The organism is Stutzerimonas chloritidismutans AW-1, from assembly GCF_000495915.1.
In the GTDB taxonomy this organism is placed as follows: domain Bacteria; phylum Pseudomonadota; class Gammaproteobacteria; order Pseudomonadales; family Pseudomonadaceae; genus Stutzerimonas; species Stutzerimonas chloritidismutans.
The window spans coordinates 1-21,807 of record NZ_AOFQ01000077.1 but is presented as its reverse complement, the minus strand read 5'-3'; the positions used below and the strand labels follow the sequence as shown (position 1 = coordinate 21,807).

The window sequence follows — 21,807 nt, the reverse complement described above, 5'->3', positions numbered from 1 at the left end:
TCCTCTATAGACAATCGTTGCAGTGACGGTTGCATGGCGTGAACGAATACCGATCCAAAGGCCCCCGGGAGGCTCTGGGCTAGCCTTCGTGACGACTGTAACCAAATGATTTCACTGGGCCCCGTAGTTGCGCTGGCCGCTGTGAAGATGAAACGTATAATGCCCGGCACTGCCATTTCGGATGGCCAACAACGGATTCCACATGACACGACAGCAACCCATCGCGGTACTCGGCGGCGGCAGTTTCGGTACCGCGATCGCCAATCTGCTGGCCGAGAATGGTCACCACGTCCTGCTCTGGATGCGCGATGCGGAGCAGGCCGAAAGTATCCGGACGCTGCGACAGAACCCGCGCTATCTAAAGGGCGTCGAGATCCTTACGCAGGTCGAGCCGACCACCGATCTGTCGTCGACCCTCGATGCCTGCGAGCTGATCTTCGTTGCGCTGCCGTCCAGCGCGCTGCGCCAGGCACTGCAGCCGTTCGCGGCGCAGCTCGGCGGCAAGATGCTGGTCAGTACCACCAAGGGCATCGAGGCTGACGGCTTCATGCTGATGAGCCAGATTCTCGAGCAGATCGCGCCGCAGGCGCGCATCGGCGTGTTGTCCGGACCGAACCTGGCGCGTGAGGTGGCCGAGCACGCGCTGACCGCAACGGTCGTGGCAAGTCAGGACGAGGCGCTCTGCCGCAGCGTCCAGCAGGTGCTGCACGGCCGCACCTTCCGCGTCTACGCAAGCTCGGATCGCTTCGGCGTCGAGCTGGGTGGGGCGCTAAAGAATGTTTACGCGATCATGGCGGGTATGGCCGCAGCGCTGGGCATGGGTGAGAACACCCGTAGCATGCTTATCACCCGCGCTCTTGCGGAAATGACTCGTTTCGCCGTGAAGCTGGGCGCCAATCCCATGACCTTTCTCGGCCTGGCCGGCGTCGGCGACCTGATCGTCACCTGTACATCGCAGAAAAGCCGCAATTTCCAGGTGGGCTTTGCGCTCGGTGAAGGCCTCAGCCTTGATGAGGCGGTTTCCCGGCTGGGCGAGGTCGCGGAAGGCGTCAACACTATCAAGGTGCTCAAGTGCAAGGCCGAGGAGCTGCAGGTGTATATGCCGCTGGTCGCGGGTCTGCATGCCATCCTGTTCGAGGGGCGTACGCTCGATCAGATCATCGGTGTGCTGATGCGTGGCGAGCCCAAGACCGATGTGGACTTCATTTCAACCGACGGTTTCTGAGCCGAGCGTAGGGGACATTCCATGAGTCAATCGAACCAGGCAACGGACCGGGAATCGCTGATCCTGCGAGCCGTCTGGATGCTGATCTTCTTCTTCGTCTGGCAATTGGCCGAACTGGCCCTGCTGGTGGTCGTGGTGCTGCAGCTGGTAATGCGCCTGGTCAAGGGCTACCCGGACTCCAGCCTGCAGGGCTTTGGCGACAGCCTCAGCCAGTACATCGCCCAGATTGGCCGTTTCGCCACCTTCAATACCGAACGCAAGCCCTGGCCGCTTTCGGACTGGCCGACCCCGCGCCCGGCGGATGTCGAGCTGACCACCCCGGCTCCGCCCGTTGCGCCGCACGAGCCGAAGGACTCCCAGCAGGGTCCGACGGCATGAAGCTGTGGCTGCTACGACACGGCGAAGCCGAACCCCGTGCGCGCACCGATGCGGAGCGCAACCTGACCGAGGGAGGGCGCCGCGACGTGCGGCGCAGCGCCACTTTTCTTCGCGGCAAGCCGCTGCAAACGATCCTGGTCAGTCCGTTTCATCGTGCACAGCAGACTGCGGACGAGGTGCGCAAGGCGCTGAGCTTCGGCGGTCAATGTGAAACCGTGGACTGGCTGACGCCGGAGGCGGATCTTGGCGAAGCATTGCGCCAGCTCGATCTGCGCGGCGAAAGCGATCTGCTACTGGTCACCCACCAGCCCTTCGTCGGCAATCTTGCCGGCTGGCTGATGAACGGCAACTATGCGGAGCCTGTGCCGATGGCGACCGCGTCCCTGGCGGAGCTGGAGGGTGAGGCAATAGCCGGAGGGCTGATGCGGCTGGTGTCCTTGCGTCACGTTAGTTAGGGTTGACCGGTCCGCCAGGCTGTTTTGCTCACGGCGGCACATCAAGCAAAGAACAACAATAGACGTCAGGAGTATGCGCCTTGAGTATCTGGCACCGTCAGCCCAACCTGGAAGAGCTTCACAGTACCCGCAAGAACACCATCACCGAATTGCTGGACATCCGCTTCGAGACCTTCGATGACTCGTCCATCACCGCCAGCATGCCGGTCGATGCACGCACCCACCAGCCTTACGGCCTGCTACATGGCGGTGCCTCTGTAGTGCTGGCTGAAACCCTCGGTTCGATGGCCAGCTATCACTGCATCGACAGCAGCAAGTTCTATTGCGTTGGCCTCGAAGTGAACGCCAACCATCTGCGCGGTTTGCGCAGCGGGCGCGTGACCGGCGTATGCCGGCCGGTGCACCTGGGACGCTCGACCCATGTCTGGGATATTCGTCTCAGCGGCGAGGACGGCAAGCCAAGCTGCATTTCACGTTTGACCGTCGCGATCGTGCCCCTGGAAAAAGGCGCTCCCGCGGGCTGACAGCAAACCTGGAGCATTGCGGCCTGCTGATTGGCCTGAATGCCCTTCATTCGGCAGGGCTATGGCGATTGCTGCCTGCCGAGGCCTGCCAGACAATGAGGCTTCAGTCTGTCCGGCAACGCCTTCCATGTCGCAACGCATCTTCTTCGCCCACGCCAATGGCTTTCCCTCGGCCACCTATCGCAAGCTGTTCGACGCCCTGGCGCCGGAATACCGGGTCACGCACATGGACCGCCATGGGCACGACCCGCGCTTTCCGGTCGACGATAACTGGAACAACCTGCTCGACGAGTTGTTCGAGCAGCTCGATCGATTGCACGAGCCGGTGTGGGGGGTAGGGCATTCGTTCGGTGGCATGCTGCATTACCGCGCCGCGCTGCTGCGCCCGGACCTGTACCACGGGGTCGTCATGCTGGATTCGCCGATACCGACCTGGTTCGACCAGACGGTGATCTGGGCGGCCAAGCGCCTCGGTTTCATCGACCGGCTGACGCCGGCTGGCCGTACGCTGGGACGGCGCGAACAGTTCGCCAGTGTCGAAGAGGCACGCGCCTATTTCGCCGGCAAAGCCCTGTTCAGCAGCTTTGATCCGGAATGCCTCGAAGCCTATCTCGAGCATGGTCTGGAGCCTGTGGGGCAGGGGGTGCGCCTGCGTTTCGATCCGCGGACCGAAATCAGCATCTATCGCAGCGTGCCTCATCTCACTCCCGGTTGGCCGCCGGCCTTGAAGATTCCGCTGGCGATGATTCGCGGGCGCGATAGTCGTGTCGTGCTGCCGCATCATGGTTATCTGCTGCGGCTGATGTCGCGTGGCGAAGCGCACACCTTGCCAGGAGGCCACATGTTTCCGTTCGAACAGCCGCAGCAGACCGCAGAAAAGCTGCGTGAACTGCTTGGTCGCTGGGGCAGCTACACCGAGCTTTCCAAGGGGGCTGCATGAGCGTGCTGTTCGAAGAAGTCCGGCTGAGCCTGCCGCATCTTGAGGTGGCGGCGCATCTTTACGGGCCTGACGATGGCAAGCCGGTGATTGCGTTGCATGGCTGGCTGGATAACGCGGCAACCTTCAGCCGTCTGGCGCCCAGGCTGCAAGGGCTGCGCATCGTGGCGCTGGATCTGCCTGGTCACGGCCATTCCGATCATCGTCCGATCGGGGCCGGATACAACATCTGGGACTATGCCCATGACGTGCTGCAGGTCGCCGAGCAGTTTGGCTGGCAGCGCTTTTCATTGCTCGGGCACTCCATGGGCGCGATCGTTTCCGTGCTGCTCGCCGGTGCGCTACCCGAGCGCGTCGAGCGGCTCGCATTGATCGATGGCGTGATTCCCTACACCGGCGAGGCGGATAGCGCGCCGCAGAAGCTTGGTTCCGCCCTCGAGGCGCTGCTCGCGGTGAACGACAAGCGCAAGCCGGTCTACGCGAGTTTCGACCAGGCTGTGGAAGCGCGGATGAAAGGCGTCGGCGCGGTCAGTCGCGAGGCGGCCGAGATGCTCGCACAGCGAGGGTTGATGCCTGTGCCCGGCGGCTACACCTGGCGCACCGATCCACGCCTGATGCTTCCCTCGGCAATGCGGCTGACCCGCGCCCATGCGTTGGCCTTCGTCAGTCGGGTCGCTTGCCCGACCAGCCTGGTGCTGGCCGAGCAGGGGTTGATGATGCAGCCTGAGCTGCTCGAGCTTGTCGAAAGCTTCCCGTTCGATATCCGCCGCCTGGCGGGTGGGCATCATTTGCATCTGGACGATGACATTGGCGCTGAGGCGGTCGCCAGGGTATTCAACAGCTTCTTACACGACTGACGTATCCGGCGGGCTCGCAATACTCTCTCGCAAACCCTTGCTTGACTTGCTTTTGCCAACTGGCGAGGCTGGGAAGCAATGTTCCAGCAGAGCCAGCGCAATGATCAATCGCTACAGTGCCACGTTTCCCTGCGAGCACCGGCCTGCTGACGTTCTGAGCCTATCGGGTCCATGCGACGCGATACGCCGGTTGAGCTTCGGCAAGCAGTCGAAGGTGTCCCGTTGAGGAGAGTTATGCGAAGTGCATGGATAGCAGCGGCGGCGTTTTTCTCCGCCGCTGTGCTGGCGGCTGACGTTACCGGGAGCGCCGATCTGGAGCGCCTGCCTCGTTTTGCCCAGGCGCAGATCGTCGATTACCGGCAAACCCAGGTTCAGGAGCGGGTGTATCCGCAGGACTCGATACGTCGCATCAGTGGCAACCTGCGGATGGCCTCCCAGGTGGTCGTCTCTGGCGAGCTGACCGCGATCACCTATCAATTGCCAGCCACGCACACGGGTATTGAAGCCTTTACCGAGGCTCGCGGCACGCTGTTGCAACGGGGCGCCGAGTTGCTCTTCTGGTGCGAAGGGCGTGAGTGTGGTTCCAGCAGTCTGTGGGCCAACGCAATCTTCGACAAGTCGATGCTCTACGGTCCCGAGGCGCAGCAGGCCTATCTATTGGCGCGCATGCCCGGCGGTGAGGGCGAACTGATCGCGCTGTACGGGATTACCCGTGGCAACGGTAGGCCTTACCTGCATGTCGAACAACTTCTCTCCGACCGGCCTTTGACGGGTGTACTGCCGACTGCGGCGACATTACAACGACAGCTGCGCAGCACCGGCGAACTGCGTCTACCGGATCTGGCCGATGAGCCGACGGCCGAGTGGGGTGCGCTGCTGGCCAACGTCATGCGCCTGGACAGCACAACGCGGGTGAGCCTGGCCGGGCGTAGCGCAGCCGCCTGGCGTGAAGCGCTGGTCGCCGAACGCATTCGTGGCGGCCGCCTGGAAGTGGATGAGTCGGAGCAACCCGGTTTGCTCATCAGACTATTGCGCTGATCCTGCGTAACGGCTGCAATAGCCGTCTTCGCTGACGCGTCACGCTGACAGAACGCGCCGGCTCTTTTCAGTAGAGTAATTTCACATGCTCAACAATGATCGCCTGCTGGTGCAGATTCTGCTCCTCGGGCTGCTGGCCGCCTGTCTCTGGGTACTGGCGCCCTTTGCTTCCGCGTTGTTCTGGGCTGCCGTTCTGGCATTCGCCAGCTGGCCGGTCATGCGCGTGCTGACCCGTTGGCTGAATGGCAATGCCACGCTCGCCGCCGGTCTGCTCACGTTCAGCTGGATGGTTCTGGTGGCGGTGCCGCTGGTTTGGCTGGGCTTCAACATCGCCGACCAGATCCGCGATGCCAACGCATTGCTGCACGATCTGCAGGTCGAGGGACTGCCGCCGGCGCCGGCCTGGTTGGGTGAGGTGCCGCTGATAGGCGATGCACTACTGAATTTCTGGAGCACCGTGGACGAGCAGGGCACGGCGCTGATCGCCAGCATTCGGCCCTACATCGGCCAGGTCGCCAACTGGCTGCTGGTGCGCAGCGCGCGCATCGGCGGCGGGATGCTCGAACTGGCGCTGAGCCTGGTGCTGGTGTTCTTCTTCTATCGCGATGGGCCACGCTTGTCGGCATTCGTCCATAGCCTGTTGCACAGGCTGATCGGTGATCGTGCGGATCATTATCTGGAACTCGTTGCGGGGACGGTGCAGCGCGTGGTCAACGGGGTGATAGGCACTGCCGCGGCTCAGGCGATTCTGGCCTACATCGGTTTTCTCATCGCCGGGGTGCCGGGAGCGCTGGTGCTCGGGCTGCTGACCTTCGCCTGTAGCTTCATCATGGTGCCGCCGCTGATCTGGGGCCCTGCCGTTGCCTGGCTGGCCTGGCAGGGCGATTACGGTATGGCGATCTTCCTCGGCATCTGGGGGATGTTCATCATCAGCGGCGTGGACAACGTGCTCAAACCCTATCTGATCAGCCGAGGGGGCAATCTGCCGCTGGTGGTGGTGCTGCTCGGTGTGTTCGGCGGCATTCTCGCGTTCGGTTTCATGGGGCTGTTCCTCGGCCCGACCCTGCTCGCGGTCGCCTATAGCCTGCTGGGTGACTGGCTGATCAAGGAGGTGCCGCAGATGCCACCGCACGAATCGACGCAGCTCGCGAACGAGCGGCGGGAACCTGCCGGGCGGTGAGGTGGCGTCTGCCGGTCACTGCTCCTCTTCGTAGCGCACGAGGGCGTCGTGGGCGACGATGCGGCCCAGCGCTATGAGCTCCGGCGCCTTGTAGAACTCGTAGAAGCGGCAGGCCCGCTTCGGAATATTGACCAGTACATTCGGCGGATAGCCGGCGATCTTGTACTGCGCCAGCGAAGACTGCATGACATCGAAGCTCTGGTTGATCAGCTCCAGCAGCGACGCCGGGCCAGTCACATCGATTACCGTCGAGCCTTCCGCCGATCGAGGCGCGCTGCGGCTGGTCGGTGCGGCCGGTGGCTGATCACCGCGAGTCAGTTCGCCTGCGCGGATATCCTCGATCTGTTCGGTCAGCTCGGCTTCGTCCTTGCGCCAGAACGGGATGTGCGAGCTGATCGAGGTCATGAGCGAGTCGAAGCGGCCGGGGCGCTCGATCTCCGGCAGCGGATATTGCTTGTGATTGTTGGCGTTGAGGTTGACCGCGATGATCATGTCGCAATGCGCCGACACCACCGGGACGATCGGTAGGGGATTGAGCAGGCCGCCGTCGACCAGCATGCGATTGCCCTGCATGACCGGCGTGAACAGGCTCGGGATGGCCGCGGAGGCGCGCATCGCCAGTTCCAGGCTGCCTTCCTGAAACCAGATTTCCTGCTGATTGGTCAGGTCGGTGGCGACCGCGGTGAACGGAATCGGCAGATCCTCGATGCGGGTCTTGCCGACCATGTCGCGGATGCGGCCGAACACCTTTTCGCCGCGGATCGCGCCGAGACTGAAGCTCGGGTCGACCAGGCGCAGCAGATCCAGATAATCGAGGCTTTCGATCCAGCTGCGATACTCGTCGAGCTTGCCGGCTGCATAGATGCCGCCGACGACCGCGCCCATTGAACAGCCTGCAATGCAGGCGATCTCATAGCCTCGTGCCTCCAGCTCCTCGATCACGCCGATATGCGCATAGCCCCGTGCGCCACCTGATCCCAATACCAGTGCAACTCTCTTACTCATGCGGTTCTCCCTGTGGCACTCGCGATAGCTTCGTGCCTGGCCGGCAAGCCTGCAAGGGCTGATCGGACCTCGCCACGCTCGAGTCTGTCGTTGCAGGCCCGAATCCGGCGGCTACCGGCGAACTTACAGCGGCCTTTGCTACAATCGCCGCCCGTTTGTGCATGTGTCACGAGAGAGTCCGATGAGCGAACCGATCCGCCTCACCCAGTACAGTCATGGCGCCGGCTGCGGCTGCAAGATATCGCCCAAGGTGCTGGACGTGATTCTTGCCGGCAGCGGAGCGCAGAACCTCGACCCGCGTCTGTGGGTCGGTAATGCCTCGCGTGATGATGCCGCGGTGTATGGCATCGATGAAGAGCGCGGCGTGGTGTCGACCACAGACTTCTTCATGCCCATCGTCGACGATCCGTTCGATTTCGGTCGCATTGCTGCGACCAATGCCATCAGCGACATCTACGCCATGGGTGGCGACCCGCTGATGGCCATCGCCATCCTCGGCTGGCCGGTCAACGTGCTGCCGCCGGAAGTCGCCCGCGAAGTGATCGCCGGTGGCCGCGCCGTCTGCGATGCCGCAGGCATTCCCCTGGCAGGCGGCCATTCGATCGATGCGCCCGAGCCGATCTTCGGCCTGGCCGTCACCGGGCTGGTGAACAAGCGCCAGATGAAGCGTAACGACACCGCCACCGCCGGCTGCACGCTGTACCTAACCAAGCCGCTGGGTATCGGCATTCTCACCACCGCCGAAAAAAAGGCCAAGCTGCGCCCTGAAGATGTCGGGCTGGCCCGCGACTGGATGTGCACGCTGAACACTGCCGGTAGCCGTTTCGGCAAGCTCGAGGGGGTTCGTGCCATGACCGACGTCACCGGCTTCGGCCTGCTCGGCCATCTGGTGGAAATGGCCGACGGCAGCGGCCTGACTGCCGAGATCGACTACGACCGCGTACCGCGGCTACCGGGCATCGAGTACTACCTGGAGCAAGGGTGCGTGCCCGGCGGGACCCAACGCAATTTCGACAGCTACGGTGAGCGCATCGCCACGCTCGACGAACGCCACAAGCAGCTGCTCTGTGACCCGCAAACCAGTGGTGGCTTGCTGGTCGCCGTGGCGCCGGAAGGCGAAGCTGAATTCCTAACCGTTTGCGCCGAGCTCGGCCTCGCCCTGGAGCCTATCGGCCAGCTGGTGGGCGCGCGCAGCCATGCGGTAGAGGTGCGTTGATGCGCAGCGATACCGAAGATTTTCGCGCGTTGTTCCTCAACGGCACCCCGATGATGGATGCCCGTGCGCCCGTGGAATTCGACAAGGGCGCGTTTCCCGGCGTGGTCAATCTGCCGCTGATGAATGATGTCGAGCGGCAGAAGGTCGGCACCTGTTACAAGCAGCACGGGCAGAAAGCCGCTATCGAGCTGGGCCATCAGCTGGTGTCCGGCAAGACCAAGGCCGAGCGTCTGCAGGCCTGGGCCGATTTCGCCCGTGCCCACCCGGAGGGTTACCTGTACTGCTTCCGTGGCGGCTTGCGCTCGAAGATCGTCCAGCAGTGGTTGAAGGACGAGATGGGCATCGAGTACCCGCGGGTCGTCGGCGGCTACAAGGCGATGCGCCATTTCTTGCTGGATACCATTGATCAGGCTGTCGAGCAGTGCGGTTTCGTGCTGGTGGGCGGGATGACTGGTACCGGCAAGACCGAAGTGCTGGCGCAGCTGGATAACAGCCTGGACCTGGAAGGCCTGGCCAATCACCGGGGCTCCAGCTTCGGCAAGCGCGCGACACCACAACCGGCGCAGATCGATTTCGAGAACGCCCTGGCGATCCGGCTGCTGAAGATGCGTGCAGCGGGCATCCAGACGTTCGTTGTCGAGGATGAGGCGCGTCTGGTCGGGCGTTGCTCGATTCCATTGCCGCTGTTCAACGGCATGCAGGAATTTCCGCTGGTCTGGCTGGAGGACAGCCTGGAAGGGCGCGTCGAGCGGATTCTCAAGGACTACGTGATCGACCTGTGCGCTGAATTCATCGCCGAGCAGGGCGAGAACGGTTTCGCTGCATTCGCCGAGCGTCTGCAGCAAAGTCTGGTCAATATCAGCAAGCGACTCGGCGGCGAGCGTTACCAGCGCCTGGCATTGCTGATGGATCAAGCGCTGGCGGAACAGGCGCGTAGTGGCTCTGTCGACCTGCATCGCGCCTGGATTGAGACGCTGCTGGGTGAGTATTACGACCCCATGTACGCCTATCAGCGCGAGAGCAAGGCCGAGCGTATCGAGTTCGCTGGCGACCAGCCGTCCGTGGTCGAGTATTTGCGGCACCGTCAGGCGCGAGCTGCGCCTTAACTCCTGAATGGCATACGAGGGATCATGCGATGAAAACCTGGCTATCTTTGCCTTTGCTGGTTCTGTTGCTGGCCGGTTGTGCTGGCAAGACGGCATACCGTGACAGCTGCGCCGCGGAGCTGAATGCGGCGTGGAAGGAGCAGAGCCTGGCGGAAGCCGAAGGCTTCGCCGGTACGGTCAGCTACTCCAAGGCCATGGCCTTGCTGACCGGCGCCAAGACGCAGCAGCAGTTCGAAGCCTTCCGCGGTTGCACGCAGAAAGCGCAGAAGGCGCGCTTCTACCTTCGCGAATCCCGCGCCGGTCGCTGAGCCGGCGCCTTCAGTTGTCGGTCCGTTCGCTAGCGCACGGGCCGGCAATTGCCTTCGAGCCTTCCGGCTCGCTTACCGCTTTCCCGCGGCCGTCATCTCACAAGCAATGTCTGCAGCTGCTTTCCATCGTCTGGAAACAGGCGCAGCGGCGTGAGCGCTGCAACGGTGCCAGGATCACAAACTCGTCACCGGGCATTTCCTTCGCTTTGCCTGGCCGCAGCTGACCAGTAGCATCAGGGCGACGAACGAAGGAGAGTCTATGCGCACCCGATTGGACGGCTGCCTGCGAGCAGTCAACGAAGTATTGCTCGGCAAGGAAGCCCAGGTTCGACTGGCCCTTGCCTGTCTCTTGGCCCGAGGTCATCTGCTGGTCGAAGACATGCCGGGCATGGGCAAGACCACCCTGAGCCATACCCTGGCCAAGGTGCTGGGATTGGAGTTCCAGCGCATCCAGTTCACCTCCGATCTGCTGCCCGGTGACATTCTCGGCACCTCGGTGTTCGACAAGGACAGCGGACAGTTCGTCTTCCACCCGGGTCCGATCTTCGCCGAGCTGGTGCTGGCCGACGAGATCAACCGCGCCACGCCGAAGAGCCAGAGCGCGCTGCTTGAAGCCATGGAGGAGGGGCAGGTCACCATCGAGGGGGCGACGCGCCCGTTACCTGACCCATTCTTCGTCATCGCCACACAGAACCCGGTCAGTTCAGGTGGCACCTTTGCATTGCCGGAATCGCAGCTGGACCGCTTTCTCATGCGCGTTTCCCTAGGCTATCCGGCCAAGGCTGCGGAAAAGGCGCTGCTGTTGGGCGAGTCGCGACGCGATCTGCTGACCCGGCTCGAACCGCTGCTGGAACACGACGAGCTTCGTGCCATCCAGGATGCGGTGGGCAACGTGCGGGTCAGCGATGCGCTGGTCGATTATGTGCTGCGACTGGTGGAGGCCACCCGTACGCAGCCGCAATTCGCCTGGGGACTGTCGCCGCGGGGCAGCCTGGCCCTGCTTGCTGCTGCACGTGCCTGGGCATTTCTCGATGGGCGCGACTACGTGATTCCGGAGGACGTGCAGGCGGTGTTGCCGACCGTGGTCGGTCATCGCCTGCGCGAGCGCGCGGACGCCACCGGTCATGGCGGCGGTGCGTTGGTGCAATGGTTGCTGCGCGAAGTGCCTGCCCTGTGACAGCGACATCCGCGCATGACGGCGGGCAACTGTCGTGAGGCTGTTGCCGCGCTTTCGTGACCGCTGGCTGCTGCGGCGCATCCCGCCCGCTTCCAGCGTGCGCCTGAACCAGCGGCGCATCTTCATCATGCCCACCGCGGTCGGGCTGGCGTTCCTGGTGGCGCTGTTGCTGATGCTGCTGACCGCGATCAACTACCAGAACAGCCTGGCCTACGGCCTGACCTTTCTGCTCGGGTCGTTGTACCTCGTCACCATCCTGCATACCTGGCGCAATCTTGCCGGGCTGGTCTTGCAAGCAGGCGGGACCACCGCCGCATTCGTCGGCGAGCAGGCGCTGCTGCGGGTGCGTCTGGAAAGTCCCGGCCGCGCGTATCAGGCGGTGGCGCTCGGCTGGCCGGCCAGTGGCCTGCGGTTGGTCGATGTGCCCGCGGGCGGCGCCGTCGAAGTCGAATTGAGCCTGCCAACGCAACGCCGCGGATGGCTGCGACCGGGGCGTGTGCGGGTCGAGAGCCGCTTTCCGCTGGGCCTGCTGGTGGCCTGGAGCTGGATCGATCTGGAATTGGCGGCGCTGGTCTACCCGCACCCATCGATCGCCGAGCGGCCGCTCGGCGGCAGTGCGCCGGAAACCGAGGATGAGGGCACGCTGACGCGCGGCGCCGGTGTCGACGACTACCAGGGGCTGCGGGCCTGGCAGCCGGGCGATCCGCGCCGACGCCTGCACTGGAAGGCCTATTCCCGTGGCCAGGGCCTGCTGGTGAAGGATTTCGCCAGCCTGCTCGGCAACGATCCGCTGCTGGACTTCGATGCCCTCGACGGTGACACCGAGCAGCGTCTGTCGAAACTCTGCCACTGGGTCGTCGACCTCAGCGACAAGCAGCAACCGTTTGCGCTGCGCCTTCCGGGTGAGCTGGTCGGCCCCGATGGCGGGCAGGCTCATCGGGATGCCTGCCTGCGTGCGCTGGCGCTGCATGGCTTGAGCGAGAAGGGCGCGAAGTGAGCGCGAAGCCGGGAATTCCGCGCAACAGCCTGATCTGGCTGCTGGTGGCGCAGGTGCTGGTGATCCTGCCGCACCTCACTCATCTGCCGCTGTGGATCATCGGCCTGTGGCTGGGTTGCGCCAGCTGGCGGATCCAGATCTTCCGCATGCGTGCGCGTTATCCGCGTAGTTGGCTCAAGGCGCTGCTGATGATTGGCGCCGGCTTCGGCGTGTATTTCTCGCGCGGCAGCCTGGTCGGACTGGAGGCCGGCGTGGTGCTGCTGATCGCTGCGTTCATTCTCAAACTCGTGGAGATGAGCACCCGTCGTGATGCGCTGGTATTGATCTTCCTGGGTTTCTTCGCGGTGGTGACCAGCTACCTGTTCGAGGACAGCCTGGTGGCCGGGCTGTATAGCCTGTTGCCCGTCACCGCATTGCTGGCCGCGATGATCGGGCTGCAGCAGAGCAGCCTGGTCACCCGACCATGGCCGACGGTACGCCTGGCCGGCTCGCTGCTGCTGCAGGCGGTTCCGCTGATGCTGGTGCTGTTCCTGTTTTTCCCTCGCCTGCCGCCGCTGTGGTCGTTGCCGCAGGCCGGGGACCGCGGTACGACTGGCTTGGCCGATCACATGGCGCCCGGCGATATCGCCCGTCTTGGTCGTTCGGCGGAGTTGGCCTTCCGTGTCACCTTCACCGGCGACATTCCGCCTCGCGACCAGCTCTACTGGCGCGCGGTGACCTTCGAACGCTTCGACGGCCGTCGCTGGTCGCAGTCCTACGCTTCGCAGCTTCCCCAGGCGCCGGAGTGGCAGGCGGTTGGTGAGCCGCTCAGCTACAGCATCGTCATGCAGCCCAGCGGTCAGCCCTGGCTGTTCGCGCTGGATGTGCCGCAGGTTGCGTCCGCCGAGGCGCAGCTTATGGCGGATTTTCATCTCCAGCGCCGCCAGCCGGTGAACAAGCCGCTGATGTATCAGGCGACTTCATGGCTGGACGCGCGTCGCGAAGCGACCAGCGCACCGGCGAGCCTCGGGCGCGCATTGCAGCTGCCGGAACAGGGCAATCCACGTACTCGCGCCTGGGCGACCGAGCTACGGCGCTCTGCGCAAGAGCCGCAGGCGATGGTGGATGCGCTGTTGAAGCACTTCAACCGCCAGCCCTATCACTACACCCTGGAGCCGCCGCCGGTGGGGAGCGATATCGTCGATGACTTCCTGTTCGAGACGCGCAGCGGTTTCTGCGCACACTACGCCGGCGCCATGACTTTCGTGCTGCGCGCAGCGGGCATTCCGGCCCGGGTGGTGGCGGGCTATCAGGGAGGTGAGGTCAACCCGGCGGGCAATTACCTCTCCGTTCGTCAGTTCGACGCCCACGCCTGGGTCGAATACTGGGTCGCCGAGCGCGGTTGGGTCAGTGTCGACCCGACCTTCCAGGTCGCGCCCGAGCGGGTGGAGCAGGGCCTGGAGCAGGCGCTGGCCCGTGAGCAGAGCTTTCTCGCCGATGAACCGATGTCACTGCTGCGCTACCGTGATATCGGCTGGATGAACGCGCTGCGCCTGCGCTGGGACAGCCTCAATTACGGTTGGCAGCGCTGGGTACTCAACTATCAGGACGAGCAGCAGTCGCAGATGCTGCAACGCTGGTTCGGCAAGCTGGACGGGCAGACGCTCGGTCTTGGCCTGGTGGCGCTGCTGGGTGTGCTGACCGGCGTGCTCGCGCTGCTGCTGTTCAAGCCCTGGCGGCGCGAAACGGACGTTCAGCAGCGCCTGTTCCGGCGCTTCGAACGACTTCTGGCACGTCATGGCGCGCGCCGCCACAAAGGCGAGGGTGCCCGTAGTTTCGCCCAGCGCGCCGCAGTGATGCTGCCCGAACAGGCGCCAGCCATCCTTGCGTTCGTCAGCCTCTACGAGGCGCAGCGCTACGCCGAGCAAACTGATGCGACTGACGACCTGTCACGCGCCTTGAACCAGCTGCGCCGGGCGCTGCCCTGGCGTCCCGCTGCGCCGGCGCAACGTGGCTGACGTCCATTGCCGGCATGGATGATTCGGCATTTCATGCGGCCGCTTCTGCCAGGCAGGCTCGCACCCTCACCGGCGCCCCTTTAACATCGCTCGCATAACGAACGATAACGAGGTGGATATGGAGCTTTGCGAGCTATTGCAGGCGGTGCGTGACAACCCCGGCAGTTTGGTGGTACCGGCCAGCTGGGGACAGGGGCGTGCCGGTTTCGGCGGTCTGGTCGCCGCGCTGGTCTTCGAAAGCATGCGCGCCAAGGTGCCCGACGGCAGACCGCTGCGTTCGCTGGCGATCACCTTCGTCGGGCCGCTGGCGCTGGACACGCCGGCGAGCTTCGAGGCCGAGGTATTGCGAGAAGGCAAGGCCGTGAGCCAGATGCTCGGCCGGGTGATGCAGGACGGGCAGGTGGTCACCATAGTCCAGGGCAGCTTCGGCGCAGCGCGCAGTTCCGTCGTGGATGTCGCGGCCGAGCCGGCGCCAGCCATGCCACCGGTCGAAGCCTGCCAAGAACTGCCTTACGTAGCAGGCGTAACGCCGGAATTTACCCGTTACCTGGCCATGCGCTGGGGCATCGGCGGGCTGCCATTTTCCGGCAACGCGTCCCGCGAAATGGGCGGCTGGGTGCGCCAGCGTGGTGATGTACCCCGCGAGCCGATGACTGAAGCGCACCTGCTGGCGCTGGTCGATGCCTGGCCGCCTGCCGTGTTGCCGCATCTGAAGAGCTTCGCGCCCGGCAGTTCACTGACCTGGACCATCGAATTCATCCAGCCGTTGCCTGAACTCGACAGCCACGACTGGTGCATGTACCGCGCAGTTATCGAGCATGCCGGTGACGGCTACGGCCACTGCGCCGCGGCGTTGTGGACGCCAACCGGAGAGTTGGTCGCGCTGAGCCGGCAAACGGTGACCGTTTTTGGCTGATGGCCGATCGGCGGCGTGCGTTACCGATGCTCATCGCCGAGGTGCCGCGCTACGCGAGGGTTTTACTTGCGATCGGTGCGGTAGATCTTTTCCGGATTCATCTTCGGGCTCCACGGCAGGCCGGCGTTCTGCCAGCCGTTCTGTAGGCGAAAACCTGCCTGCGGTCCTTCCTTTATCGCCGCGCCCTGAAATCCATCGACGACATACCGCGCATTGGGAAAACCGTTCTCACGCAGGAAATCCGCACTGGGTTTGCCACGCTCGCTGCCCGAGCGGCACATGGTGATGATTTCGGTGTCGGCGCCCAGCCCACGCTTGTCCAGCTCGGCTTGGATCTGCTCGATGAACTTCGGATTACGGTTGGTCTGGAACGCACCGCGCTCGTCATTCCAGGCGTCCCGATCGACGAGCAGATACGGAATGTTGGTGTCCACAGCATCGGTGAAGCCGACGAACATGATCTCCACCGGGTCGCGGACGTCGATGAAGAGGACCTTTGCATTCTCCTGTTGGGCGCGGGCGTAGGCGTCTTGCGGGGTGACTTCGAGTTCTACTGCCTGGGCCGCGAAAGCCAGCATGCTGAGGGAAAGGGCGATCAATGAGGATTTCATCTGAAACTCCGACATGAAAGGACGTAGATGTTCGGGTCATCTTATACCGGTGGGGGTATTTATCCACTCATTGATCCACTCAGTGCTTCTCTTCCCAGCCGCTCAGCATGGCTCTGATGTGTTCCAGGGGCGTCCGCCCGGTTGTGGCCAGGTATACATGCGCTATCAGGAAGATCAGCATCATGAACGCGCCCGCCGTGTGCAGCAGTGCGACCTGTTGCAAGCCGAACCAGGGCGAGAGTAGCTCCTGTACCTGCTCCCAGAAGAGATAGAGCAGCCCGGTCAGCCACAGCAGCGGGCCGATCATCACTTTGACGAACAGGTACGACAGGCGCTGCAACGGGTTGTGCTTGCGCTCCACCGTGATCTTGTACGGATGGGGGGCGCCCATGAAAATCCCGTGGACGTAGTAGCGCAGCATCCGGTCGATGTTGTTCAGCGTGGGAATGTACTGGCGCCACTGGCCGGTGGTGAAATGCCAGAAGATACCGAATACCCACAACAGCATCAGCAGCCAGGCTGATACCTCATGGATTCCAACCGCAGTGCGAAACTCCAATAACGCGTGGCTGCCATGAACCGCGAAGCCGCTGAACAACAGCGTGATGATCAGTGTGGCTTGTGACCAGTGCCAGAAGCGCTCGAAACGGGTAAACAGGTAGAGACGCTCGCCCATGTCAGTGACTCCTTCTGCGGCGGCGCGAGAGTACGCGCAAGGCGGCATGGATGAGGACGCCCAGCAGGGCGAGGCCAGCCAGCCCAAAGCCGATCCGGTCGAGCAGGGGGCTGTGGTGTTTGCCAGTCAGCCAGATGCCGGGAACAGTGCCGAGCCGGCTTTGTTGGGCATGGCACTGTGCGCAATCGAGCGCCTGTTCCTTCGGTGCGACCATATGGGTGATTGGCCACAGCATCGACGTGTCGACGAAGCCGAACTTGCCACTATAGGGTGCGCCAGAAGCGTCGGCTCCAGCCTGCAGGGCCTTGCCCCAATCGAAGTTGTACCAGAACGCCGTATCGTTCGGGATCGCGGTATGCGGCACCAGCAATGTCAGGAGTTCGGTATCGAAAGGCTGGCGCCCGTGAAAGGTTTTGACCGGCCAGATGCGTGCATCAGTGGCCCCCGGTGTGCCGTGAAAGCTATTGATCGGTACCCGGGTGCTTGGGTCTATTACCGTATCGGGTTGCACATAGCTAACCCGACCGTCGAACCAGACATAGTCGGGCACTACATCCTCGCCGAGTACGAAACTGCCCTTTCTGCTGTCGTAAAGAACCTGACCGCGCTCGTTGCGCGTCTGGAATGGTTTGCCGTTGGCGTCCATTCTTCCTGCGCTGGACCAGTCCCAGGCCATTTTGGTAGGCACGCCGCCGCGGGCGAAGGCTGGGATATGACAGCTCTGGCAGGCAAGCACGCTGGTGTGGTCATTAAGGCGCCCGGTGTGCAGCAGGTTTCCCAGGTGCGGCTTGTCACCATGGCAGGACTGACAGGTCGAACGATTGCGCTCGCTGCGCTCACCTCGAGTGACTGCGCCGTGCGGGTCGCTGGCAGTAACGTTGATGCGACTGCCGGCGATCCGGTGCTCCTCGGCAATGTGGCACGTCGCACAGGTGAAATCGAGACCCTCCGCGGCCATGTGCACGTCCAGCTCACGCGACGGCGCATTGAGCGACGAATCGAGATCGCCGTGTTTCACGCCGTCGCCACCGCCGCCGTAGTAATGGCAGGTCCCGCAGGTCCGGCGCGTGGTTGCGCCAACATGGCGTGCCACGGCGGCCAGGTCGACCGGTTCGATGAATTTGCCTGAGCCGGGTGCGGTTTCGCTGCGCACCAGCGGCGGATGCCCAGCGAGGCCCGCAAGCTTGAGGTAGTTGCCGGTGTTATGGCAGGAAAGGCAGTCGACCTTGGTTTCGTCGGTAAAGTCGAAGCTGGCATCCTTCCAACCATAGCCGATGTGGCAAGACTGGCAGAACGCCTCGTTGGAACGGTCGCCGATGCAGAAGCCGTTGAGCATGGTCTTCTTGCCCAGACGCTGACCGGTATCCGGGTTTATGTAGTCCCAAGTCCAGTGCCGGGTGGCCATGATCTGCTTGGCTGCCTTGCCGTGGCAGCTCAGACAGGCCCGCGTTACTTCTTCGCCACTGGCGAAAGGACCCAGCAGGGCATCGAAACGAGCGTGATTGGCGGTGGATGCTTGCGCCAGGCTGCCAGCAAGCAGGAGCGGCGCTAGCAGCAGGGCGATGGTGCGCTGCCGGAATGCTCTCATTTGCCTCTCCCTTGCTGCATGGCAGCGGCGCTAGGGTCCAGCATAGGTCACCTTTGGCAATCTGCTACTGCAGCCATTGCGGCTGTAGCAGCATGACGACGTCCCGCGGGAGCATCGCCGCACCGCTGATGAGCTTCAGCGTGCCGCTGGGTCGTTTTGTGAGCTTGCGGCTGCTCAGCGCGGGCACGGCGAAACAGGTAGTACATCTGATCAGCGATGACGAATGTCGGCACTGCCGGCGGCCAGATGCCAGCGTCACGGGACAGGCGCAGCAGATCGGCGCGAGCGGCAGGATCGCGATCGACTTCCCGCAGGCGAATCTCCAGCTCCGGATGCTGCGTGGAGAGCTCCGCGAGATGGGCCTTGGCTGCGCTGCAGTGCGGGCAGCCGTCACGCACGAATACCTCAGGCACCGTTGCGTTAGCGAAGGCATGAGCGCTTGCAAGTATCCCCAGAAGCATCAACAGAGCCCCGCGCAACACGACGTGGTACATGGGCGTGCTTCCGTGGTGCTGGCCTAGCCTCCGGCGGGGCGATGGCACATGGTTTGCGAATCCACGCCCATCCTCGACCGTCTTTTTCCGGCCAGCAATGATCTGTAGCAAGGTTGCGCGGTGTGAACGGCCTTGGCGCAGCAGGGTGGACTAATCTCTTAATCAGCGTCATGTAACCGGACCTGACAAGCGGACAGAATCAGGCACCGGTGAGACAGGCCTGTGCCGTGCTGTTTGCCGTCCTACCAGCGGAGATTTTTGGCGATGAAGATCGAGCGATTCGAAGACCTGATCGACTGGACACGCGACACCCATGCCATGCTGGCTCGTTGCATGGCTCGCTGTTCCGACAAGCACGAAGAGACCCGAGCCAAATGGCTGCTGGTCTACATTGCCGACCACGAGAGAGCACTGGCGGAAACGGTCGACAAGATCGAGAAGCATGCCGACCCGAAGGCATTGCATACCTGGATCTACGACTATCTGACACGCAATCCGGTATTGCGCAATCAGGCCTGTAAGGCTTACGACACCATGACGGTGGAGGAGATTTCCCTGGATATCTTCACCATTCATAACCAGGTGATCGATCTCTACCGCTCCTTGGCGCGTCGCGCCGAAATTGATGGTGCACGCAATCTCGCCGAGGACCTTCTTCGCATGGAAGAGCACGAGACCATGCGTCTTGCTCGTCAGGTGAGCCGTATTCACGAGATGTGATGTCAGTGCGGCCTGTCCTGCCGTCCATTGCAATGTCCGAACTCGGCAACACCGGGTGCCGCATGGCCGCATGTACATTTGCCCTGTTGCCCTGTTGCCCTGTTGCCGGGTGACACAGTGACGCCGGCTAGTCTGTCGCGAGTGAATTGCCGCGGGCTTGGAGGTTGTTACTCAAGCATCATCCCAGCCGCAGTCGCCGCCCAAGCGATGCGCTTTCCCGCATACTGCGCGCCGTCAGTCAGCATGGTTACGGTTGCATATCGATGGTGTCGCTCTCCGGCTATCTCGGCCTTTTTCTCGCGGCGTTCGGTGCCGCCACGCTGCTACCGATGCAGTCCGAGGCGGTGCTCGCCGGCCTCCTCCTTTCCGAACGCTACACGGTCTGGGCCCTGGTCGCCGTGGCCAGCCTGGGCAACGTATTGGGCTCGCTGGTGAACTGGTTGCTCGGGCGTTACGTCGAGCATTTGCGCCACAAACGCTGGTTTCCGGTCAACGAGCGGCAACTGGCGAAGGCGCAGCACAGCTACCACCGCTACGGTCGCTGGACGCTGCTGCTCAGCTGGGTGCCGATCATCGGTGATCCGCTGACCCTGGTCGCCGGCGTGATGCGTGAGCCGCTATGGAGCTTTCTGCTGATCGTCACGTTGGCGAAGACCGCGCGTTACCTCATGGTGATGGGGCTGACCCTGGGCTGGATGTGACGCAAGGGCTGACAGCGCGACCGTGCCTGGCCGATCATGGCGGCCAACGACTACAGGGCAGGAAACCGAGCCGCATGACCAGCGAGGCGCAAACGACAGCAGACGAGGCAGCCGTCTCGGCGATAGCCCGCCGGGACAGCATCAGCGTCCGCCTGGTAGCCGAGGCGCTGCTGGGCTTCGTGCGGCCCGGGCTATCCGCCGAGCAGCTGCTGCATGAGATCGGCCTCGACCCCGCCTGCCTGCAAGATCCCGATGGCCGCATGGGCGTGCGCGCCTACTCGCAACTCTGGCTGCGTCTGGCGCGGCGCTTTGACGACGAATTCTTCGGCATGGACCCGCGACGCCTGCGCTGGGGCAGCTTCGTCTTTCTCAGCCGTAGCTGCATCCAGCAGCCGACCCTGGAAAAAGCGCTGGTTCACGCACTGAGCTTTCTCGGACTGGGCCTGGAGAACCTGCGCGGCAAGCTGATCCGCAGCCAGAGCCTGGCCGAAGTGGTGCTGCGCGAGCGCAACCCCGAGCCGGCGCGAGCCTTCTGCTACTTCACCTTCTGGATGCTCCTGCACGGCCTGGCCTGTTGGCTGGTGGGACGGCGCATCCCGTTGCTGGCGGTCGAGTTGCGCTGCGCCGAACCGGACTATACCGACGACTACCGGGTGATGTTCTCCGACAACCTGCGTTTCGGTCGACCCTCGACGCGAATCATCTTCGCTGCCGAAGTGCTCGATCTGCCGATTCGCAGGAGCGAAGCGGAATTGCAGGCCTTTCTCGCCGAGGCGCCAGCCAACATCCTGGTGCGTTATCGCGACCACTCCAGCCTGGCCAGCCGCATCAAACAGCACCTGCGCAGCCTGCCCGCCGAACGCTGGCCGGACAGCGAGACGCTGGCGCAGACCCTGTGCATGTCGGCCTCGACGCTGCGTCGCCGTCTGGCAGAAGCGGGGCAGCCCTACCAGGCGATCAAGGACGGCTTGCGTCAGGAGATGGCCACCGAGTGGCTGGCCGACGCTGCCATCAGCTACGGCGAAATTGCCGAGAGGCTTGGATTTGCCGATGTCAGCTCGTTCTACAAGGCGTTCCGCAAGTGGACGGGTATCAATCCCGGCCACTACCGCAATCTGATTCTGGCGCCGGCGCGGCGCTGATTTCCCGCCTCCAGACGTCAGTCCCGCCGATGTGCGCTGTGGCGCAGCGTGATCGCGGTTTGCCATTGGCCAAAACGGTCAGGCAGGTTGAGAACATCGACCATTGCCGCACCCGAGTGGCTGTCCAAAGATAACTCCCGGCTTCGCACCGAATAACAACAAGCACGGGAGAGCGCCATGCAGATTCGCGACAAGGTATTCCTCATTACGGGGGGCGCTTCCGGCCTCGGCGCTGCGGCGGCGCAGGCGCTGGTGGAGGCGGGCGGCAAGGTCGTACTCGTCGATCTGGACGCATCCGCGGCCAACGCCATGGCAGAGGCGCTGGGGCCGAACGCCCTGGGTGTCGCTGCCGATATTCGTGATGAGCAGGCCGCGCGGCATGCCGTCGCCACCGCCCGCGCACATTTCGGCGCCCTGCACGGGCTGGTCAACTGCGCCGGCGTCGCCGGCGGCGAAAAGGTCCTCGGCCGCAACGGCCCGCACAGTCTGGACGGCTTCAGCCGCATCGTCGGCATCAACCTGATCGGCAGCTTCAACATGTTGCGGCTGGGCGCCGGGG

At 63.5% G+C, this 21,807-nt stretch carries 24 protein-coding genes; 19 read left to right on the top strand and 5 right to left on the bottom strand.

Going from position 1 to position 21,807, the window contains the following annotated elements; genetic code table 11:
- The first annotated feature begins 202 nt into the window (after nt 1–202).
- From F753_RS48565 to F753_RS48530, 8 genes are all read left to right on the top strand, one after another.
- On the top strand, nt 203–1,225 hold the full coding sequence (locus tag F753_RS48565) for an NAD(P)H-dependent glycerol-3-phosphate dehydrogenase (protein WP_031298530.1): 1,023 nt from the start codon (nt 203–205) through the stop codon (nt 1,223–1,225).
- Between the two features lie 21 nt (nt 1,226–1,246).
- Nucleotides 1,247–1,603 carry a DUF4389 domain-containing protein gene (locus F753_RS48560; protein WP_023447219.1) on the top strand — a complete coding sequence of 119 codons (357 nt, stop codon included), beginning with the start codon at nt 1,247–1,249 and terminating at the stop codon, nt 1,601–1,603.
- Nucleotides 1,600–2,058: a phosphohistidine phosphatase SixA gene (gene sixA, locus F753_RS48555; RefSeq protein WP_023447218.1), complete on the top strand. Its 459-nt coding sequence runs from the start codon at nt 1,600–1,602 to the stop codon at nt 2,056–2,058. The genes F753_RS48560 and sixA overlap by 4 nt, the downstream gene beginning before the upstream one ends.
- Before the next feature lie 80 nt (nt 2,059–2,138).
- Nucleotides 2,139–2,582, top strand: coding sequence for a hotdog fold thioesterase (locus F753_RS48550; RefSeq protein ID WP_023447217.1), 444 nt, complete (start codon nt 2,139–2,141; stop codon nt 2,580–2,582).
- A gap of 127 nt (nt 2,583–2,709) precedes the next feature.
- Nucleotides 2,710–3,522, top strand: a complete 813-nt coding sequence (locus tag F753_RS48545; protein WP_023447216.1) for an alpha/beta fold hydrolase — start codon at nt 2,710–2,712, stop codon at nt 3,520–3,522.
- Entirely contained in the window at nt 3,519–4,376 is an 858-nt protein-coding gene (locus tag F753_RS48540; RefSeq protein ID WP_023447215.1) for an alpha/beta hydrolase, read from the top strand. Before F753_RS48545 ends, F753_RS48540 begins: the two co-directional genes overlap by 4 nt.
- Before the next feature lie 234 nt (nt 4,377–4,610).
- Nucleotides 4,611–5,414, top strand: coding sequence for a DUF4892 domain-containing protein (locus F753_RS48535; RefSeq protein WP_023447214.1), 804 nt, complete (start codon nt 4,611–4,613; stop codon nt 5,412–5,414).
- Between the two features lie 85 nt (nt 5,415–5,499).
- Nucleotides 5,500–6,594, top strand: coding sequence for an AI-2E family transporter (locus F753_RS48530; protein ID WP_023447213.1), 1,095 nt, complete (start codon nt 5,500–5,502; stop codon nt 6,592–6,594).
- Between the two features lie 15 nt (nt 6,595–6,609).
- Here the strand turns inward: F753_RS48530 and F753_RS48525 are convergent, their stop codons facing one another.
- Entirely contained in the window at nt 6,610–7,599 is a 990-nt protein-coding gene (locus tag F753_RS48525; protein ID WP_031298529.1) for a patatin-like phospholipase family protein, read from the bottom strand.
- Between the two features lie 181 nt (nt 7,600–7,780).
- Here F753_RS48525 and selD point away from each other — a divergent pair, with 181 nt between their 5' ends.
- The 7 genes from selD to F753_RS48490 all read left to right on the top strand — a co-directional run bounded on the left by selD (nt 7,781) and on the right by F753_RS48490 (nt 15,316).
- Nucleotides 7,781–8,815 (top strand): selenide, water dikinase SelD, encoded by a 1,035-nt coding sequence (gene selD, locus F753_RS48520; RefSeq protein WP_023447211.1) that lies wholly within the window; start codon nt 7,781–7,783, stop codon nt 8,813–8,815.
- Nucleotides 8,815–9,921, top strand: coding sequence for a tRNA 2-selenouridine(34) synthase MnmH (gene mnmH / locus F753_RS48515; RefSeq protein ID WP_023447210.1), 1,107 nt, complete (start codon nt 8,815–8,817; stop codon nt 9,919–9,921). Before selD ends, mnmH begins: the two co-directional genes overlap by 1 nt.
- A 29-nt stretch (nt 9,922–9,950) precedes the next feature.
- Nucleotides 9,951–10,229, top strand: coding sequence for a hypothetical protein (locus tag F753_RS48510; RefSeq protein WP_014820449.1), 279 nt, complete (start codon nt 9,951–9,953; stop codon nt 10,227–10,229).
- A 259-nt stretch (nt 10,230–10,488) separates the two neighbouring features.
- Nucleotides 10,489–11,406, top strand: coding sequence for an AAA family ATPase (locus tag F753_RS48505; RefSeq protein WP_023447209.1), 918 nt, complete (start codon nt 10,489–10,491; stop codon nt 11,404–11,406).
- Between the two features lie 34 nt (nt 11,407–11,440).
- On the top strand, nt 11,441–12,403 hold the full coding sequence (locus F753_RS48500; RefSeq protein ID WP_023447208.1) for a DUF58 domain-containing protein: 963 nt from the start codon (nt 11,441–11,443) through the stop codon (nt 12,401–12,403).
- Nucleotides 12,400–14,400 (top strand): transglutaminase TgpA family protein, encoded by a 2,001-nt coding sequence (locus F753_RS48495; protein ID WP_023447207.1) that lies wholly within the window; start codon nt 12,400–12,402, stop codon nt 14,398–14,400. The genes F753_RS48500 and F753_RS48495 overlap by 4 nt, the downstream gene beginning before the upstream one ends.
- A 118-nt stretch (nt 14,401–14,518) precedes the next feature.
- Complete coding sequence (locus tag F753_RS48490) at nt 14,519–15,316, top strand: acyl-CoA thioesterase (RefSeq protein ID WP_023447206.1); 798 nt, start codon at nt 14,519–14,521, stop codon at nt 15,314–15,316.
- Nucleotides 15,317–15,378: 62 nt separating this feature from the next.
- Here F753_RS48490 and F753_RS48485 read toward each other — a convergent pair whose 3' ends face one another.
- The 4 genes from F753_RS48485 to F753_RS50135 all read right to left on the bottom strand — a co-directional run bounded on the left by F753_RS48485 (nt 15,379) and on the right by F753_RS50135 (nt 18,652).
- Complete coding sequence (locus tag F753_RS48485) at nt 15,379–15,927, bottom strand: rhodanese-like domain-containing protein (RefSeq protein ID WP_023447205.1); 549 nt, start codon at nt 15,925–15,927, stop codon at nt 15,379–15,381.
- 79 nt (nt 15,928–16,006) lie between these two features.
- On the bottom strand, nt 16,007–16,603 hold the full coding sequence (locus F753_RS48480) for a cytochrome b/b6 domain-containing protein (protein WP_023447204.1): 597 nt from the start codon (nt 16,601–16,603) through the stop codon (nt 16,007–16,009).
- A gap of 1 nt (nt 16,604) precedes the next feature.
- Nucleotides 16,605–18,191 carry a tetrathionate reductase family octaheme c-type cytochrome gene (locus F753_RS48475; protein WP_023447203.1) on the bottom strand — a complete coding sequence of 529 codons (1,587 nt, stop codon included), beginning with the start codon at nt 18,189–18,191 and terminating at the stop codon, nt 16,605–16,607.
- A gap of 47 nt (nt 18,192–18,238) precedes the next feature.
- Nucleotides 18,239–18,652: a glutaredoxin family protein gene (locus F753_RS50135; RefSeq protein WP_245218686.1), complete on the bottom strand. Its 414-nt coding sequence runs from the start codon at nt 18,650–18,652 to the stop codon at nt 18,239–18,241.
- A 297-nt stretch (nt 18,653–18,949) separates the two neighbouring features.
- Here F753_RS50135 and F753_RS48465 point away from each other — a divergent pair, with 297 nt between their 5' ends.
- The 4 genes from F753_RS48465 to F753_RS48450 all read left to right on the top strand — a co-directional run.
- Complete coding sequence (locus F753_RS48465; protein WP_014820440.1) at nt 18,950–19,405, top strand: hypothetical protein; 456 nt, start codon at nt 18,950–18,952, stop codon at nt 19,403–19,405.
- 263 nt (nt 19,406–19,668) lie between these two features.
- Nucleotides 19,669–20,106, top strand: coding sequence for a YqaA family protein (locus F753_RS48460; RefSeq protein ID WP_023447201.1), 438 nt, complete (start codon nt 19,669–19,671; stop codon nt 20,104–20,106).
- Between the two features lie 74 nt (nt 20,107–20,180).
- Complete coding sequence (locus tag F753_RS48455) at nt 20,181–21,248, top strand: AraC family transcriptional regulator (protein ID WP_023447200.1); 1,068 nt, start codon at nt 20,181–20,183, stop codon at nt 21,246–21,248.
- Nucleotides 21,249–21,425: 177 nt separating this feature from the next.
- Nucleotides 21,426–21,807: SDR family NAD(P)-dependent oxidoreductase (locus F753_RS48450; RefSeq protein ID WP_023447199.1), on the top strand; the 382-nt coding region annotated here is incomplete at its 3' end.